This is a genomic window from Pseudoxanthomonas helianthi, from assembly GCF_017939625.1.
GTDB lineage: Bacteria > Pseudomonadota > Gammaproteobacteria > Xanthomonadales > Xanthomonadaceae > Pseudoxanthomonas_A > Pseudoxanthomonas_A helianthi.
In genome coordinates this window covers 697015-713657 of the sequence record NZ_JAGKTC010000002.1, presented here as the reverse complement: position 1 = coordinate 713657, position 16643 = coordinate 697015, and the positions used below count along the sequence as shown (strand labels likewise).

The window sequence follows — 16643 nt, the reverse complement described above, 5'->3', positions numbered from 1 at the left end:
GGCGATCCGCCCGACGAGCCTTCGACCGGTTGCGGCATTGCCACAACCACTCCCACCCGCCGAAACTGAATTCCAGCTAAGCAAAACCCGCTCCCGCGAATCCTTTCCGCTTCCGCCCCCTTCTTTCGTCACTGCAAGGGCAAGGCGCGATGCGCCATGCTCGGAACCGGAGGAAGCAATGGGTTACGCGCTGGCCAGCACCGACGACATCCTCGCCGCACGCGACGGCGACCATGCTGCATTGCAACGCGTATTGGCCAGTTCGCGCCAAGACCTGCGCCGCTACGCCGAATACCATTGCGTGGTCAACGACGCCGAGGACGCCGTGCAGGAAAGCCTGCTGCAGGTGGCCCGCCGCATCGGCGACCTGCGCGTGGTCGAATGCTTCGCGTCGTGGCTGTTCCGCATCGTCAAGCGCGAGTGCAACCGGCTCAAGCGCGGCCTGCGGCTGCTGACCGGCGACATGATCACCGAGGACATCCTGCCGATCTGCGCGTTCGAACCGGTGGAGCTGCGCCAGGACGTGGCCGCCGCGCTGGAATCGCTGCCGGCGCACTACCGCGAAGTCATCCTGCTGCGCGACCTGGAGGGCCTGACCATCGAGGAAATCGCCGAACAGCTTGGCCTGAATCCGCAGGCGGCGAAATCGCGGCTACACCGCGCCCGCGTGCTGGCCCGCGAGTACCTGATGTCTTGACTTCGACCCGAGTCCACCCCGTTACACTGACCCCAACCGTGCGGCCCGTCCGCACCCAACACGGAGCATCACCATGTCCAAGTCCCAGAAACCCGTCGTCGTCGCCGTTTGCACCGCCCTGGTCGGCGGCGTGGCCCTGGCCGGTTCGGCGTTTTCGATGACCTCGATGTCGCAGGGCTACATGCTCGGCGCGCAGCAGGCGCAGACCGCGGAAAAGGCCGCCGACGCCAAGGCCACGGACGCGAAGAAGACCGAAGGCAGTTGCGGCGCGAAGAAGGCCGAGGGTAGCTGCGGCGCCGGCAAGAAGACCGCGGAAGGCAAATGCGGCGAAGGCAAGTGCGGCATGGACAAGATGGACACCGACAAGGACGGCAAGGTCTCCAAGGCCGAGTTCGCCGCTGCGCACGGCGGCAAGGACGACAAGTTCGCCGCGCACGACCCCAACGGCGACGGCTTCATCGACGCCACTGAAATGAAGGCCCACAAGGAAGGCAAGTGTGGCGAAGGCAAGTGCGGCGCCGACAAGAAGACCGGCGCCAAGGCCGACATGGAAGGCAAGTGCGGCGAAGGCAAGTGCGGAGGCGGCATGATGTAATCCGCCCGGCCGGGATTCCGATGCCACCTCTCCCGTTCGCGGGAGAGGTCCGGAACGAGGGCCCGTTTGGCTGCGCATGTACGCCTCCCTTCCTCCCGCCTCCGCCGGCCTCGGCCTGCGCCGCGCCCTGCTCGCGGCCTTGCGCGAAGCGCCCGCGGATGCGTTCGACTTCCTCGAATGCGCGCCGGACAACTGGATCGGCGTCGGCGGTCGCTTCGGCGATGCCTTCGCCGAACTGGCCATGCGCCATCCGATCAGCTGCCACGGCCTGTCGCTGTCGCTGGGCGGGATCGAACCGCTGGACGAAACCTTCCTTGCCCGCACCCGCCGCTTCCTCGACCAGCATCGCGTCGCGCTGTACAGCGAGCACCTGAGCTATTGCACCGACGATGGGCATCTTTACGACCTGATGCCGATCCCGTTCACCGACGAAGCCGTCCACCACGTCGCCGCGCGCATCCGCCATGTGCAGGATCGGCTGGGCCGGCGCATCGCGGTGGAAAACGTCTCCTACTACGCCGCGCCTTATCGGGCAATGGACGAAGTCGATTTCGTCGCCGCCGTGCTTGAGGAAGCCGACTGCGATCTGCTGCTCGACGTCAACAACGTCTACGTCAACGCCATCAACCACGGCTACGACGCCGGGGATTTCCTGCGCCGCATGCCCTCGGCCCGGATCGCCTCGTACCATGTCGCCGGCCATTACGACGAAGCCGACGATTTGAAGGTCGACACCCACGGTGCCGCGGTCAAGGACGCGGTCTGGCAGTTGCTGGAAAGCGCCTACCGCATGCACGGCGTGCGCCCCACCCTGCTGGAGCGCGATTTCAATTTCCCGCCGCTGCCGGCGCTGCTGGCCGAAGTCGAACGCATCCGCGCCCTGCAGCGCGCCGCGGCCGACCAAGCTCCGCGTTCCGCCCATGCCTGAAACCCTGCGCCGGCAACAGTTCGCCTTCGCCGCGCACCTGCGCGACCCCTCCGCGCATCCCGCGCCCCCCGGCATCGAGGATCGCCGCCTGGCGATCTATCGCGACCTGTTCTTCAACAACATCGAAGGCCTGCTGGCCGGCAACTTCCCGGTGATCCGCAAGACCCTCGACGACGACGCCTGGCGCACCCTGGTGCGCGCGTTCTACGCGAGGCACCGCAGCCGCACGCCGCTGTTCGCCGAAATCGGCCGCGAATTCATCCGCTTCCTCGAAACCCGCGCGGAACAGGACGCCGGCGATCCGCCCTGGCTGTCGGAACTGGCGCATTACGAATGGGTCGAGCTGGCGCTGCAGATTTCCGACGAACCGCGACCCGACTGCGATGCCGACGGCGACTTGCTCGACGGCGTTCCCGTGCCATCACCGCAGGCCTGGGCGCTGGCGTATCGCTGGCCGGTGCCGCGCATCGGCCCCGATTACCGGCCGGATGCGCCGCCGGATGCGCCGACCCTGCTGCTGGTCCGCCGCGACCCGCTGGGCGAAGTGCGTTTCGCCGAGATTTCACCGCTGGTTTACCGGCTGCTGCAGATCCTCGATGCAGGCGCTGCGACCGGGCGACAAGCGCTGGAAACACTGGCCGCGGAGGCCGGCATTGCCGATCCGTCCGGCTTCGTCGAGCAAGGCGCGGCAATGCTGCAACGGATGCGCGAGGAAGGCACGATCCTCGGCACGCGCCCATCCCCTTAGGGGGCGCGTCTGCTAACCTTTCGGGATGACCGAAAGCGACGCGAACCCACCCGTTTCCCCGATGTCGAAGCGCTTCCGCGGCTTCCTGCCCGTGGTCGTCGACGTGGAAACCGGCGGTTTCGACTGGAACCGCCATGCGTTGCTGGAAATCGCCGCGGTGCCGGTCGACCTCGATGAAAACGGCGCCTTCGTGCTCGGCGAAACCGCCGCCGCGCACCTGGTTCCCGCGCCCGGCACCGAGATCGACCCCAAGTCGCTGGAAGTCACCGGCATCCGCCTGGACCACCCGTTCCGCCTGGCCAAACCGGAAAAGGAAGCGCTGGACCATGTGTTCGCGAAAGTGCGCGCGGCGATGAAGAAGCACGGTTGCCAGCGCGCGATCCTGGTCGGCCACAACGCGCACTTCGACCTGAACTTCCTCAATGCCGCGGTCGCGCGCACCGAACACAAGCGCAATCCGTTCCATCCCTTCAGCGTGTTCGACACGGTGACCCTGGCCGGCGTCGCCTACGGCCAGACCGTGCTGGCGCGTGCGGCGGCGGCCGCGGGACTGGACTGGAACGCCGACGATGCGCATTCGGCCGTGTACGACGCCGAGCAGACCGCGCGGCTGTTCTGCAAGATCGTCAACGCCTGGCCCAAGCCGTAGATCCGTTTTCACACTTGCCGAGCTGCTTGGTGTGGGAGTGGTTGTGGCATGCCACAACCACTCCCACGATGCAGCTCAAGCGTCGCGCGCGCTGGTTCGCGCGCCCAGCGTCGCGCCGGCCGAGGCGGCCATGATCGCGGCGATGGCCAGCCATTGCAGCACGCCCAGCCGTTCGTGCAGGAACAGCAAGCCGCATAGCGCGGCGACTGCCGGTTCCAGGCTCATCAGCAGGCCGAACGTGCGCGTCGGAATGCGCGCCAACGCGGCCATTTCCAGCGCGTAGGGCAAGGCCATCGACAGCACGCCCAGGCCCAGCGCCGCGGGCAACAGCGCGGGTGCCAGCAAGGCGGTGCCCGCGGAGGCGATGCCCCACGGTGCGGCAACCACCATCGCCACCAGCGAACCGTAGGCGACCATGCTCGTTCCGTGGTCGGCGCCCAACCGCTGGCCGAACACGATGTACATGCCCCAGCACGCACCGGCCAGCAAGGCCAGCAACAGCCCGATGATGTCCAGCGATTGCTGCGCCTGATCCCAGGGCACGAACAGCAACAGGCCTGCGGCGGCCAACGCCACCCAGACGAAATCGATCGCGCGCCGCGAACCGATCACCGCCACGGCCAGCGGCCCGAGGAATTCGACGGCGACGGCGATGCCCAGCGGAATGCGCTGCAGGGCCAGGTAGAAAACCGTGTTCATCGTGCCCAGGGTCACGCCATAGGCCAGCAACCACTTCCACGGCAACGTGCCGCGCACCCGCCACGGGCGCAACACCGCCCACAGGATCAACGTACCCATCACCAGGCGCACCGTGGTGGTGCCGGTGGGCCCGATCACCGGGAACAACTGCTTGGCCAGGCTGGCACCGGCCTGTACCGAAACGATGGACACCAGCACGGCCAAGACCGGCCACGCCATGCCGCCGCGCGCGTTTCCACTCGCGCTCATGCCATTCGCCCTTGCTGCGAACTGCCGTGCCAAGCCGCATTTGCCGCCATCGATGCGTTCATGTCATTTCACCGCCGGGGCGATGCCGTGCCGGCGCAGCACTTCGCGCACGCGATCCAGTGGAATCGCTTCGACGGTCTGGCCGTTGCCGCTGACGGTCGTGGCCATGAACAACGAGTTGTAGATGGCTTCTTCCACCGCCTCGACCCCGGCCTGGAACACCGCGCCCATCTGGTCGTTGGCCAGTTCGGTCGTTTCCAGGCGCGGCGCATCGAAGGCGCGGCGCACCGATTCGGCGGTGGAGAACGCGAGCACGTAGTCGCCGCTGCCATTGGAAGCCGAACTGCCGGTACGGCCCAGCCCCATCATTCCGCGCGAGGCCAATCGCCGCAGGTTGCGGTCGCCGAGGGGCGCATCCGTGGCGATGACGATGATGATCGAACCATCGCCCCGGTCGTCCGCCAGCTTGCCCGCTCCGGTGCGTGCGGCCACATCCTGCTGGAAAGCGTAGCGATCTAGTTCGCGCCCCACGGGCGCGCCCGACACCTGCAGCACGCCGCCGAAATTGCTCTGCACCAGGACGCCCACCGTCCATCCGCCGAGCTTCTGCGGCAAGACGCGGGAAGAGGTGCCGATGCCGCCCTTCCAGCCGAAGGCCACCGTGCCCGTGCCCGCGCCGACGCTGCCTTCCTGCACCGGCCCGCTTTTCGCGGTGGACAACGCACGCCGCACCGCGTCGGCCGTCACCGGGCGTGCGCGGATGTCGTTGAGGCCGCCGTCGTTGGTCTCGCCGACCACCACGTTGAGCGAACGCACGGACTGCATGTCGGGTTGCTCCAGCAACCACGCTGCCATCGCATCGGCGGCCTTCCACACGCACAGCGTGCAGGTCAGCAGGATCGGGGTTTCCAGCTCGCCCAGTTCGTTGACCTGGGTCGTGCCGATGAACTTGCCGAAACCGTTGCCGACATGCGCGGCGGCAGGCACCCGCGAGCGATAGACGTTGCCGCCATGCGGCAGGATCGCAGTGACCCCGGTACGGATATTGTCGCCTTCGACCAGCGTGACCTGCCCGACCTCGACCCCGGCCACGTCGGTGATGGCGTTGAACCTCCCAGGCGCGAAAATGCCCGGGGCGACGCCGAGTTCGCGCGCCCGTGCACGCGTCCCGTCCTGGGCCATCGAAGCGACCGGCAGCAACAGGCCCAGCAACAGCACGCCGACCCGGCGGGACAAGCTCGCGTACGGCATGGGGGACATGGAAACTCCAGATTATTGGCGCTGGCGAACCGCTTCGAACAGGGTGACGCCGGCGGCGACGGAAACGTTGAGGCTTTCGATGTCGCCCGGCATCGGGATCTTCACCAATCCATCACAATGCTCGCGGGTCAGGCGACGCAGGCCATCGGCTTCGCCGCCCAATACCAGCGCCACATTGCCGCGCAGGTCCTGCGCATACAGCGAGGTGTCGGCCTCGCCGGCCAACCCGTAGATCCACACGCCGAGTTTCTGCAGGTCGCGCAGGCAGCGCGACAGGTTGGTCACCGCGACCACCGGCAGGCGGTCGGCGGCGCCGGCCGAAGTCTTGCGCACCGTGGCATTGACCGTGGCCGACTTGTCCTTCGGGATCACCACCGCGGTCGCACCCGCCGCCGCCGCGCTGCGCAGGCAGGCGCCGAGGTTGTGCGGATCCTGCACGCCGTCCAGCACCAGCAACAGCGCCTTGCCTTCGGCCGCTTCGACCAGGCCGGCCAGTTCGTTCTCGTCCCAGGTCTTCGCCGCCGCATAACGCGCCGCGACGCCCTGGTGGCGCACGCCGCCGGCGACGCCGTCCAGCGCCTGCGTGCTGACCCGGCGCACGTCGATGCCCTTGCGCCGCGCGTTCTCCTCGATTTCGGTCACGCGCGCATTCTTGCCGCCGGCTTCGACCAGCACTTCGCGCACGTGCTCGGCATCGTGCTCGATGGACGACGCGACGGCATTCAGGCCGACGACCCACTGGTTCTGCTTGCTCATTCGGGAATCGGGGAAACGGGTTGGAGGGAATTATCGCCTGCCGGCCGGATCAATACTTCTGCTTGGTCCGCTTCGCCGGCTTGCCGCGCGCCGGCAAGGGCTTCGCCGCGTTCGCCTCGAACCGGCCCGCATCCTCGACCAGACGGAAGTCGATCTTGCGTTCCTCCACGCTGGCCTTGAGAACGACGATGCGCACGCGGTCGCCGAGGCGGTATTCGTGGCCGCGGCGCTCGCCGGTCAGCGTCTTGCGCACCGCGTCGAAGTGGTAGAAATCGCGCGGCAACTGGGTCACGTGCACCAGCCCGTTGACCTTGGATTCGTCCAGTTCGATGAACAGGCCGAAGCTGGTCACGCCGCTGATGGTGCCGTCGAATTCCTTGCCGACGTGGTCTTGCATCCACGCCGCGCGGTAGCGTTCGTCCACCTCGCGCTGGGCCTCGTCGGCGCGGCGCGAGCGCTCGGAGCATTGCAGCGACAGGCTGGCCATCGCATGCGGCGAATAGGCGTAGGCCTCCGGCTTGCCGCCGGCCAGCGCGTGCTTGATCGCGCGATGCACCAGCAGGTCGGGATAACGGCGGATCGGCGAGGTGAAGTGCGCGTAGGCTTCCAGCGCCAGGCCGAAATGGCCGATGTTGTCCGGCGCGTACACCGCCAGCGATTGGCTGCGCAGGATCACCGATTCCAGCAAGGTCGCATCCGGCCGTTCGCGGATCTTCTCCAGCAGCACGCGGAAATCCTTCGGCCTGACCTTGGCCCAGGGCGGCAGGCGCAGGGCGAATTCCTTGAGGAATTCCTCCAGGTCCGCGTACTTGGATTCCGGCGGTTTGTCGTGGTCGCGGTACGGCGCTGGCACGCGCGCGGCCAGCAGGAACAACGCGGCCTGCACGTTGGCCGCGATCATGCATTCCTCGATCAGCTTGTGCGCGTCGTTGCGCTGGAGCATGCCGGCCTGGGTGACCTCGCCCTTGGCGTCCAGCACGAAACGCACTTCGCCGCTTTCGAACTCGATCGCGCCGCGCTTGGCGCGCGCCTTGTCGAACAGCCGGTAAAGCTGGTGCAGGCGCTGGATTTGCGGCAGCAGCGGGCCGATCTTGGCGAGCGCCGCGTCGTGCTCGTCCTCCGGGATGCCTTCGCCGACCGCGTTCCACACGTCGGTGTAGGTCAGCCGCGCGTGCGAATGCATCACCGCTTCGTAGAAGCGCGAGTCGCGCACGACGCCGTCGCGCCCCACCTGCATGTCGCAGCAGAAGCACAGCCGGTCCACTTTCGGGTTCAGCGAGCAGATGCCGTTGCTCAGCGTCTCCGGCAGCATCGGCACCACGAAACCCGGGAAGTACACCGAAGTCGCGCGCAGTTGCGCCTCGTCGTCCAGCGGCGTGCCGGGACGCACGTAATGCGAGACGTCGGCGATCGCCACGATCAGGCGGAAACCGTCCTTGTTCGGCTCGCACCAGACCGCGTCGTCGAAGTCCTTGGCGTCCTCGCCGTCGATGGTCACCAGCGGCACCTGGCGCAGGTCGACGCGCCCGGCGATGTCGGCCGGCTGCACCTCCAGCGGCACCGCCGTGGCCTGTGCCAGCACTTCCGGCGAAAACACGTGGGGGATGTCGTGGCCGTGGATCGCCGCTTCCACCGCTTGCGAAGCGGTCAGCTTGTCGCCCAGCACCGCCAGCACCTTGCCGATCGGCGGACGATGCGCATCCTGCGGCGTGGTGATCTCGGCGACGACCAGCTGCCCCGCCTTCGCGCCGTTGCGGGCGTCCTGCGGGATCAGGACGTTGCGCTGGATGCGCTTGTCGTCGGGGACCACGTAGGCGATGCCCGCTTCTTCGGTATAGCGCCCGAGCAGCCGGGTCAGCCGGCGTTCCAGCACCTCGACGATGACCGCTTCGCCGCGTCCGCGCCGGTCCATGCCGGTGATCGACGCCAGCACGCGGTCGCCGTGCGAGACCTTGCGCATTTCGTAGGGCGGCAGGAACAGGTCGTCGCCGCCCTGCTCGGGGCGCAGGAAACCGAAACCGTCCGGATTGGCGATCACGGTGCCCGAAACCAGGTCCGCGCGCGCCGCCGGCACGTAGCCCCCGCGGCGGTTCTGCAGCAACTGGCCATCGCGAACCATCGCCGCGAGACGCTTGTTCAGCGCTTCGAGGCGTTCCGGCCCGGCCAGGCCGAGTTGCTCGGCCAATACCTCGGCGGTCAGAGGGCCTTCCGACCTGGCCAACACGCCGAGGATCGCTTCGCGACTGGCGATGGGATCGGCGTAGCGCCGCGCCTCGCGCTCGGCGTGGGGGTCGTGGAACCCCGATGGGGGCGCATCGACGCGCTGCGGCTCGAACGGCAGCTTCGGCGCAGGACGGGCCCGGTTCACCGGCTCGGTTCGCGCCGGGCGGGTCGAAGCCTTGCCGGCGGAAGCCGAGCGCGTCGATGCGGGCATCCAGCCCGGCATCGCCGGCTGGGCGGGCCGCTTCGCCGCACCCTTCTTCGCCCCGGAAGTGCCGCCACGTTTACCCGTGGAAACCGATTTGCCGCCGTCCTTTCCGCTTCGTTTGCTCATGCCCGCATGGTACACCCCGCCCGGACCCGACCCGGCCCGCGTTGCGGCGCGTTGACAAGCCCGGCCGACTTGCCCAAAATGCGCGGCTCCGAACGCCCAGGTGGCGGAATTGGTAGACGCACTAGTTTCAGGTACTAGCGGGTAAAACCGTGGAGGTTCGAGTCCTCTCCTGGGCACCAAGGTTCGGCATGAAGACCCTCGCGCAAGCGGGGGTTTTTCGTTTCCGGCGATGCGCATCGCCACGGAACGCGATGTTCGGGCGCGCGGTTAGAATCGACGTCACGATCCACGCACGTCGCAAACGATGACCGAAACCATCCGCCCCACCTTCCACGGCTTCGAACAGATCCCGCTGCGCGAGTACGCCGAGCGCGCCTATCTCGACTATTCGATGTACGTGGTGCTCGACCGCGCCCTGCCCTTCATCGGCGACGGGCTGAAGCCGGTGCAGCGACGCATCGTCTACGCGATGAGCGAACTGGGCCTCGGCGCCGGGGCCAAGCCGAAGAAGTCGGCGCGCACCGTCGGCGACGTGATCGGCAAGTACCACCCGCATGGCGACAGCGCCTGTTACGAGGCTTTGGTGCTGATGGCGCAGCCGTTCTCGTACCGCTATCCGCTGATCGACGGCCAGGGCAACTTCGGTTCCAGCGACGATCCGAAGTCGTTCGCGGCGATGCGCTACACCGAATCCAAGCTCACGCCGATCGCCGAAGTGCTGCTCGGCGAACTCGGCCAGGGTACGGTGGACTGGGATCCGAACTTCGACGGCACCCTGGAAGAACCGACCTGGCTGCCGGCGCGCCTGCCGCACCTGTTGCTCAACGGCACCACCGGCATCGCCGTCGGCATGGCCACCGACGTGCCGCCGCACAACCTCAACGAAGTGGTCAGCGCCTGCATCCGCCTGATCGACGATCCGGAAGCCAGCGTCGCCGACCTGTGCGAGCACGTGCGCGGCCCCGACTATCCGACCACGGCCGAGATCATCACCGCCCCGGCCGACCTGCGCGCGATCTACGAAACCGGCAACGGCAGCGTGCGCGCCCGCGCCACCTTCGTGAAGGAAAACGGCAACTTCATCATCAACGCGCTGCCCTACCAGGTCTCGCCGTCGAAGGTGATCGAGCAGATCGCCGCGCAGATGCGCGCGAAGAAGCTGCCCTGGCTGGAAGACGTGCGCGACGAATCCGATCACGCCAACCCGGTGCGCATCGCCCTGATCCCGCGCAGCAGCCGCGTCGACGCCGAACAGCTGATGGGCCATCTGTTCGCGACCACCGACCTGGAGAAAAGCTACCGGGTCAACCTCAACGTGATCGGCCTGGATGGGCGCCCGCAGGTCAAGAACCTGAAGATGCTGCTGACCGAGTGGCTGGCGTTCCGCTACGACACCGTGACCCGCCGGCTGAAACACCGGCTGGAAAAGGTCGAGCGGCGCCTGCACCTGTTGGAAGGCCTGCTGGTCGCCTTCCTCAACCTCGACGAAGTCATCCGCATCATCCGCACCGAAGACGAACCGAAGGCAGCCCTGATCGCCCGGTTCGGCCTCAGCGAAGAACAGGCCGACTACATTCTCGAGACCAAGCTGAAGCAGCTGGCGCGGCTGGAGGAAATGAAGATCCGCGGCGAACAGGACGAACTGGACGCCGAGCGCGACCGCCTGATCGCCACGCTGGATTCGAAAGCCAAGCTGAAGAAGCTGGTCAAGGATGAACTGGCGGCCGACGCGAAGAAGTTCGGCGACGCGCGCATGTCGCCGCTGGTGCAGCGCGAAGCCGCGCAGGCGCTGGACGAAACCGAACTGGTCGCCAGCGAACCGATGACCGTGGTGCTCAGCGAAAAGGGCTGGGTACGCGCGGCCAAGGGCCACGATGTCGACGCGGCAACGCTGTCGTACCGGGAGGGCGACGGCCTGCTCGCAGCGGTGAAATCGCGCAGCACGCAGCAGGCGGCGTTCCTGGATTCGGAAGGCCGCAGCTATTCGACCGCGGTGCATACCCTGCCCTCGGCCCGCGGCAACGGCGAACCGCTGACCGGACGCTTCTCGCCGGCGCCCGGCGCATCGTTCCAGGCCGTGGCCAGCGCCGACAACGATGCGCGCTTCGTGTTGGCCTCGTCGCACGGCTATGGCTTCGTCACCCGTTTCGAAAACCTGACCGGCCGGCAGAAGGCCGGCAAGGCGATGCTCAACCTGACCACCGGGGCGAAAGTGCTGCAGCCGGCGCAGGTCGGCAGCGTCGAAACCGATCGCGTGGTCGCGGTGACCAGCGCGGGTCACCTGCTCGCATTCCCGATGAGCGAATTGCCGGAACTCGACAAGGGCAAGGGCAACAAGATCGTCGAAATCCCCAAGGCCAAGCTCGGCACCGAACGCGTCGTCGCCATCGCCAGCGTCGCGCCGGGACAGACGCTTCAGGTGAAGAGCGGCCAGCGCACGATGGGCCTGTCGTTCAAGGACCTCGACGAATACGTCGGCGCACGCGCTTCGCGTGGCGGACTGTTGCCGAGAGGCTGGCAGAAGGTCGACGGCCTGTCGGTGGAATAGGTATTCGATGTGGGAGCGACGTTAGTCGCGATGCTCTTTTCTTTGTTTGTTTCAAGCAAAAAGCGTCGCGACTGACGTCGCTCCTACACCCCTGTATCTCGCATCAACGACAGATGGGATGACCCGGAGGGAGCATGCAGCCCGAGTTCTGGCTACAACGCTGGCAGGACGGACAGATCGGCTTCCATCGCGATACGGTGATGCCGTTGCTGCAGAAACACTGGCCTGCATTGCAACTGCCCGCCGGCAGCCGGGTGTTCGTTCCCCTGTGCGGCAAGTCGCTGGACATGCACTGGCTGGCCGCACAAGGGCACCGGGTATTGGGTGTCGAGCTGTCGCCCCTGGCCGTCCAGCAATTCTTCGCCGAAGCCGGACTGGAACCCGTGCGGCATGAAAGCCGCTACGGCGAGCATTTCACCGCCGGCCCCATCGAAATCATCCTCGGCGACGCCTTCGGCCTGGATGCCGAACTGCTGGCCGACGTGCATGGCGTCTACGACCGCGCCGCGCTGATCGCCCTGCCGCCGGAGATGCGCCCGCGCTACGCCGACCTGCACGCCCGGCTTCCCGCTGGATGCCAGGACTTGCTGATCACCCTGGAATACCCGCAGGAGCAAAAGTCGGGGCCGCCGTTTTCGACGGGCGAGGACGACGTGCACGCGACCTACGCTCGCGACTGGACCATCGAAGCGCTGGAGCGCCGCGACATCCTCGACGAACAGCCGGGCTTCGTCGCCGAAGGCGTGACCCGGCTGCACACGACGGTTTATCGGTTGACGCGCAAGGGCTGAGCCGGAAGCCGAATGGGTGGCGCCCATTCGGCGGGTTTCAGCTCAGGTCAATTCACCCGCATCGGACTTCGCCCCGCCGCGCGGTGAAGTCCCCGGCACCAGCATCGGTACCCGCTCGCGATAGGCGACGTAACGCTCGCCCAGCTGGCGCACCAGGTCGCGTTCCTCGAAACGGATCGCGATCAGGATGTAGGCGCTCATCGATGCAGCGAACAACAGGTGGCCGGCACTCATGACCGGACCGCCCCAGAAAGCGAGGATGAAGCCCAGGTAGAGCGGGTGCCGCACCAGCTTGTACAGGAAGGGCGTCACGAAGTTCGCCTTCGCCGCCGGCTGGCCGAGGAACTGCCGCAACACCTGCTTCAGTCCGAACAGGTCGAAGTGATCGATCAGGAACGTGGACAGCAGCACCAAGCCAAAACCCGTGGCGAACACCGCCCAACCGATGGCCTGGCCGGCCACTGAATCCGCGATCCAGACATTGCCGGCGATCGGGCGCCACTGCCAGAACATCAGCATCAGCACCAGGCTGGCCAGCAACACGTAGACGCTGCGCTCGGCCGATTCCGGCAAGTGTCGCTTCAGCCATGCCTTGAAACCGGTCCGCGCCATGACGCTGTGCTGCAGGCCGAAGCAAAGGATCAGCGCCAGGTCGATGATCGCGGCAACGACGGGCGCCGATTGCGCGCCGCCGATGTCGACGGAGTGCGGCACCAGCGCCGGCAATGACGGCAGCCATGGACCCAGCGCGACCTGCAGGTTGCCGACGAAGGCGATCAGGTAGAGGAAAGTGGCGAAGAACACGGCGTAGACGACCACGCCGAACAACAGGATGGACACGCGTTTCATGGCAGGACTCCGGGAGGGATGGAAGCGGAGCACATGCTAGGAAGCCCATCGCGACCGGACCTCGGCAGGCTTGCCCAGATTGTGCGGCCGCCTTGCCTATCTTTCCGCCGCGCTTCTTGCCGGCCCATGGGACGCGTGACCCGATCTGCGACCTTCCCGCGTCGGGACCCGGGACAAATGTCCCGATTCAGCCGTTGATTTCTCCCCGTGTGCGGAAAGCTCCGCCCTTGCTTCGCCCCCTTTTCAAAGGGGGCCACGGGGGATTTTTGCTTTTACCCGCGGCGTGGCCAAAAGGCACATCCCCCTCAATCCACCTTCTGCGAAGGGGGAAGAGAAGCGATCCCGTTTGCTGCCTGCACACCCGCCTTGACGATGGCCTGCGCCCGGTTGGCCACGCCCAGCTTGCGATAGACGCTGGACAGGTGGTTGCGCACGGTCTTCTCGCTGATGAAAGCCTCGGCGGCGATCTGGGCATTGGTCTTGCCCTGGCGCAGCAAGTCGAGCAGCCGGCGCTCGCGCGCCGTCAAGGGCGCCTCGCCTTCCGGCCTGGCCTCGTTGCGGGCCACGCCGGTGAACTCGCGTACCGCACGCTGGAAGTCGCGCCAAGCCGGCTCGTGGGCCAGCAGCACGTGGTTGCGCGAATCCAGTTCGACGAACTCGGCGTTCGGGATCTCCGCCGCCAACCGCCGGCCCTCGGCGACCGGGATCACCTCGTCCTGGCGCGCGTGCAGCACCAGGGTCGGCACACGCACCTGTGGCAGCAGGTGGGCGATGTCGGTGTTGGCGCGCGCTTCGATCAGGCGATAGGCCATCGCGGGCGCGACCGTACGCCGGCATAGGTCGTTGAACCAGTCGAGTTGCTCGTGGCTGCCGCCGGGCACGAAACGCGCGGTGAAGGTCTGGCGGAACAGGGCGTTGTCGCTGCCCCAGCCCAACCGCGCCATTTCCATCACGGCACGGTAGTGCTCGGCATGACGGCCGCCGCGCACCAGGCCGCCGCGGGCGTAGCCACCGTACAGGATCAGGTGGGATACGCGCTCGGGATGCTTGATCGCGTACTGGATCGTCGCCGCCGAGCCTTGCGAAATGCCGAGCTGGATCATCGGCCCGGCGATGGCCGCGGCATCCACGACGGTCTCCAGGTCGCCCAGCCAATGACGCGCGGATACGTCTTCCACCTGCCGGTCCGACAGGCCGCAGCCGCGTTCGTCGAAACGCACGAAGTCAAAGTGCGACGACAGGAAATCGATCCAGTGACCCCAGACCGGGCTGTCCACGTCGTCGCGCAGATGGGTCATCCAGTTCGATGCCTTCACCAGCGTCGGCCCGCGGCCACTGCGTGTCCAGGCCAGCTGGACGCCGTCGGCCGTGGTGGCGATGTGGGTGCGCTGGACCATGGGCTCGCGCCGTCGGAGGTCGCGGCCATGGTAGCGCTACTGCCGGGGATGGCGCTGCTACAACGCCGCCGCGTGCACCCCCGCCACCGCGCGCCCGGATGGATCGGCCATCTTCGCGAAGCTGGCGTCCCAGGCGATGGCCGCCGGCGACGAACAGGCGATGGACTTGCCACCGGGCACCGTTTCCGCCGCCGCCGGCGACGGGTAGAAGCGTTCGAACAGGCTGCGGTAGTAGTAGGCCTCCTTGGTCTGCGGCGGGTTGACCGGGAAGCGCTTGTCGGCGGCGGCGAGTTCGCGGTCGCTGACCTGCTTCTCGGCGTGCGCCTTCAGCCCGTCGATCCAGCCGTAGCCGACGCCGTCGCTGAACTGCTCCTTCTGCCGCCACAGGATCGAATCCGGCAGGTAGCCGTCGAACGCCGCGCGCAGCACGCCCTTCTCCATGCGTTGCGCGTCGCCGCGCGACTGGCCGACCCGGCTCTTGTCGATCATTTTGAACTTCGCGTCCATGCGCATCGCCACGTCGAGGAATTCGCGATCGAGGAACGGCACCCGCGGCTCCACGCCCCAGGCCATCATCGATTTGTTGGCGCGCAGGCAATCGTAGTTGTACAGCGCGTCGAGCTTGCGGATCAGCTCTTCATGGAATTCGCGCGCGTTCGGCGCCTTGTGGAAGTACAGGTAGCCGCCGAAGATCTCGTCGCTGCCCTCGCCCGACAGCACCATCTTCACGCCCATCGCCTTGATCCGCCGCGCGAGCAGGAACATCGGCGTGGAGGCACGGATCGTGGTGACGTCGTAGGTCTCGATGTGGCGGATCACTTCCGGCAACGCGTCGAGGCCTTCCTCGAAGGTGTATTCGAAGCCGTGGTGCACCGTGCCCAGCATTTCGGCGGCGACCTTGGCCGCGGCCAGGTCGGGCGAACCTTTCAAGCCGATGGCGAAGGAGTGCAGGCGTGGCCACCAGGCTTCGGACTTGTCGTTGTCCTCGACGCGATGCCGCGCATAGCGCGCCGCGACCGCGGCGACCAGCGACGAATCCAGGCCGCCCGACAGCAGCACGCCATAGGGCACGTCGGTCATCAGCTGCCGGTGCACCGCGGCTTCGAAGGCTTCGCGCAGTTCCTGCAGCGGCACTTCGACGCCTTCTACCGCGTCGTAATCGCGCCAGGGGCGTTCGTAATACTTGTTCAGCTCGCCGGTGGCCGTGTCGTACCAGTGGCCCGGCGGGAACTGGGCCACGTCGGCGCAGGTATCGGCCAGCGATTTCATTTCCGACGCCACGCGCAGGCGGCCCTCGCGATCGTGGCCCCAGTACAGCGGGCACACGCCGATCGGATCGCGGGCGATGATCGCGCGGCCCTTCGCCTTGTCCCACAGGGCGAAGGCGAAGATGCCGTTGAGCCGGTTGAGCAACGAAGCCGGTTCGTCTTCGCGATACAGGGCGTTGATCACTTCGCAGTCCGAGCCGGTCTGGAACGCGTACGGCTGCTTCAGTTCGGCCTTCAGCGCGACGTGGTTGTAGATCTCGCCGTTGACCGCGAGCACCAGTTGCCCGTCTTCGGACAACAGCGGCTGCGAGCCGCCAGCCGGGTCGACGATGGCCAGGCGCTCATGGACCAGGATTGCGCCCTCGTCGAGATGCACGCCGCTCCAGTCGGGGCCGCGGTGGCGCTGGCGCTGCGAATGTTCCAGCGATTGCTGGCGCAGGGCCTGCAGGTCGTCGCCGGGTTGCAGGCCGAAGATGCCGAAGATGGAACACATGGGGGAAGCTCCTGGTTTGTGGGGTTCGTGCTTTTGTTGAATCCCGGCCAGGGATCCGCGGTTGGAAAACAAAAAACCCGCATCTCGCGATGCGGGTTTTGGGTGTTCGGCTGGTGTTTCTCGCCTAGTCGCGGCCCCGCATCGGCCGCGCACGATGGTTCG

Annotated in this window: 14 protein-coding genes and 1 tRNA gene; 8 read left to right on the top strand and 7 right to left on the bottom strand. The window is 67.0% G+C overall.

Going from position 1 to position 16643, the window contains the following annotated elements:
• Positions 1-178 precede the first annotated feature (178 nt).
• From J5837_RS11035 to rnt, 5 genes are all read left to right on the top strand, one after another.
• Positions 179-697 carry an RNA polymerase sigma factor gene (locus J5837_RS11035; protein ID WP_210536789.1) on the top strand — a complete coding sequence of 173 codons (519 nt, stop codon included), beginning with the start codon at positions 179-181 and terminating at the stop codon, positions 695-697.
• 73 nt (positions 698-770) lie between these two features.
• The gene (locus J5837_RS11030) at positions 771-1292 is read left to right on the top strand and encodes an HvfA family oxazolone/thioamide-modified RiPP metallophore (RefSeq protein WP_210536788.1); all 522 of its coding nucleotides are present in this window, start codon (positions 771-773) and stop codon (positions 1290-1292) included.
• A gap of 76 nt (positions 1293-1368) precedes the next feature.
• Positions 1369-2220, top strand: a complete 852-nt coding sequence (locus tag J5837_RS11025; RefSeq protein WP_210536787.1) for an HvfB family MNIO-type RiPP peptide maturase — start codon at positions 1369-1371, stop codon at positions 2218-2220.
• Positions 2213-2968, top strand: coding sequence for an HvfC family RiPP maturation protein (locus tag J5837_RS11020; RefSeq protein ID WP_210536786.1), 756 nt, complete (start codon positions 2213-2215; stop codon positions 2966-2968). The genes J5837_RS11025 and J5837_RS11020 overlap by 8 nt, the downstream gene beginning before the upstream one ends.
• Positions 2969-2993: 25 nt before the next feature.
• Complete coding sequence (gene rnt, locus J5837_RS11015; RefSeq protein ID WP_210536785.1) at positions 2994-3617, top strand: ribonuclease T; 624 nt, start codon at positions 2994-2996, stop codon at positions 3615-3617.
• Between the two features lie 75 nt (positions 3618-3692).
• On the opposite strand, the gene J5837_RS11010 is transcribed toward rnt, so the two are convergent.
• The 4 genes from J5837_RS11010 to rnr all read right to left on the bottom strand — a co-directional run bounded on the left by J5837_RS11010 (position 3693) and on the right by rnr (position 9135).
• Positions 3693-4565, bottom strand: a complete 873-nt coding sequence (locus tag J5837_RS11010) for an EamA family transporter (protein WP_244755865.1) — start codon at positions 4563-4565, stop codon at positions 3693-3695.
• 63 nt (positions 4566-4628) lie between these two features.
• Positions 4629-5825: a DmpA family aminopeptidase gene (locus J5837_RS11005; RefSeq protein WP_210536784.1), complete on the bottom strand. Its 1197-nt coding sequence runs from the start codon at positions 5823-5825 to the stop codon at positions 4629-4631.
• Between the two features lie 12 nt (positions 5826-5837).
• The gene (rlmB, locus tag J5837_RS11000; RefSeq protein WP_210536783.1) at positions 5838-6581 is read right to left on the bottom strand and encodes a 23S rRNA (guanosine(2251)-2'-O)-methyltransferase RlmB; all 744 of its coding nucleotides are present in this window, start codon (positions 6579-6581) and stop codon (positions 5838-5840) included.
• Between the two features lie 49 nt (positions 6582-6630).
• The gene (gene rnr / locus J5837_RS10995; RefSeq protein ID WP_210536782.1) at positions 6631-9135 is read right to left on the bottom strand and encodes a ribonuclease R; all 2505 of its coding nucleotides are present in this window, start codon (positions 9133-9135) and stop codon (positions 6631-6633) included.
• 94 nt (positions 9136-9229) lie between these two features.
• Here rnr and J5837_RS10990 point away from each other — a divergent pair.
• The 3 genes from J5837_RS10990 to J5837_RS10980 all read left to right on the top strand — a co-directional run bounded on the left by J5837_RS10990 (position 9230) and on the right by J5837_RS10980 (position 12474).
• Positions 9230-9314, top strand: a tRNA-Leu gene (locus J5837_RS10990).
• Positions 9315-9439: 125 nt separating this feature from the next.
• Positions 9440-11683 carry a DNA topoisomerase IV subunit A gene (parC, locus tag J5837_RS10985; RefSeq protein WP_210536781.1) on the top strand — a complete coding sequence of 748 codons (2244 nt, stop codon included), beginning with the start codon at positions 9440-9442 and terminating at the stop codon, positions 11681-11683.
• 134 nt (positions 11684-11817) lie between these two features.
• Positions 11818-12474, top strand: a complete 657-nt coding sequence (locus J5837_RS10980) for a thiopurine S-methyltransferase (RefSeq protein WP_210536780.1) — start codon at positions 11818-11820, stop codon at positions 12472-12474.
• A gap of 42 nt (positions 12475-12516) precedes the next feature.
• Here the strand turns inward: J5837_RS10980 and mddA are convergent, their stop codons facing one another.
• The 3 genes from mddA to asnB form a co-directional block, all read right to left on the bottom strand.
• A complete protein-coding gene (mddA, locus tag J5837_RS10975) occupies positions 12517-13323 on the bottom strand; it encodes a methanethiol S-methyltransferase (RefSeq protein WP_210536779.1) in 807 nt (268 codons plus the stop codon).
• A gap of 305 nt (positions 13324-13628) precedes the next feature.
• The gene (locus tag J5837_RS16520; RefSeq protein ID WP_210536778.1) at positions 13629-14720 is read right to left on the bottom strand and encodes an alpha/beta fold hydrolase; all 1092 of its coding nucleotides are present in this window, start codon (positions 14718-14720) and stop codon (positions 13629-13631) included.
• 57 nt (positions 14721-14777) lie between these two features.
• Positions 14778-16481 (bottom strand): asparagine synthase B, encoded by a 1704-nt coding sequence (asnB, locus tag J5837_RS10965; protein ID WP_210536777.1) that lies wholly within the window; start codon positions 16479-16481, stop codon positions 14778-14780.
• Between the last annotated feature and the right edge of the window lie 162 nt (positions 16482-16643).

What these genes read in the sequence shown, in the direction of transcription:
- mddA (WP_210536779.1), bottom strand. Translation starts at nt 13,323, where the DNA reads ATGAAACGCGTGTCCATCCTGTTGTTCGGCGTGGTCGTCTACGCCGTG.
- parC (WP_210536781.1), top strand. Translation starts at nt 9,440, where the DNA reads ATGACCGAAACCATCCGCCCCACCTTCCACGGCTTCGAACAGATCCCG.
- rnr (WP_210536782.1), bottom strand. Translation starts at nt 9,135, where the DNA reads ATGAGCAAACGAAGCGGAAAGGACGGCGGCAAATCGGTTTCCACGGGT.
- J5837_RS11030 (WP_210536788.1), top strand. Translation starts at nt 771, where the DNA reads ATGTCCAAGTCCCAGAAACCCGTCGTCGTCGCCGTTTGCACCGCCCTG.
- asnB (WP_210536777.1), bottom strand. Translation starts at nt 16,481, where the DNA reads ATGTGTTCCATCTTCGGCATCTTCGGCCTGCAACCCGGCGACGACCTG.
- rlmB (WP_210536783.1), bottom strand. Translation starts at nt 6,581, where the DNA reads ATGAGCAAGCAGAACCAGTGGGTCGTCGGCCTGAATGCCGTCGCGTCG.
- J5837_RS11025 (WP_210536787.1), top strand. Translation starts at nt 1,369, where the DNA reads ATGTACGCCTCCCTTCCTCCCGCCTCCGCCGGCCTCGGCCTGCGCCGC.
- J5837_RS11010 (WP_244755865.1), bottom strand. Translation starts at nt 4,565, where the DNA reads ATGAGCGCGAGTGGAAACGCGCGCGGCGGCATGGCGTGGCCGGTCTTG.
- J5837_RS11035 (WP_210536789.1), top strand. Translation starts at nt 179, where the DNA reads ATGGGTTACGCGCTGGCCAGCACCGACGACATCCTCGCCGCACGCGAC.
- J5837_RS10980 (WP_210536780.1), top strand. Translation starts at nt 11,818, where the DNA reads ATGCAGCCCGAGTTCTGGCTACAACGCTGGCAGGACGGACAGATCGGC.
- J5837_RS16520 (WP_210536778.1), bottom strand. Translation starts at nt 14,720, where the DNA reads ATGGTCCAGCGCACCCACATCGCCACCACGGCCGACGGCGTCCAGCTG.
- rnt (WP_210536785.1), top strand. Translation starts at nt 2,994, where the DNA reads ATGACCGAAAGCGACGCGAACCCACCCGTTTCCCCGATGTCGAAGCGC.
- J5837_RS11005 (WP_210536784.1), bottom strand. Translation starts at nt 5,825, where the DNA reads ATGTCCCCCATGCCGTACGCGAGCTTGTCCCGCCGGGTCGGCGTGCTG.
- J5837_RS11020 (WP_210536786.1), top strand. Translation starts at nt 2,213, where the DNA reads ATGCCTGAAACCCTGCGCCGGCAACAGTTCGCCTTCGCCGCGCACCTG.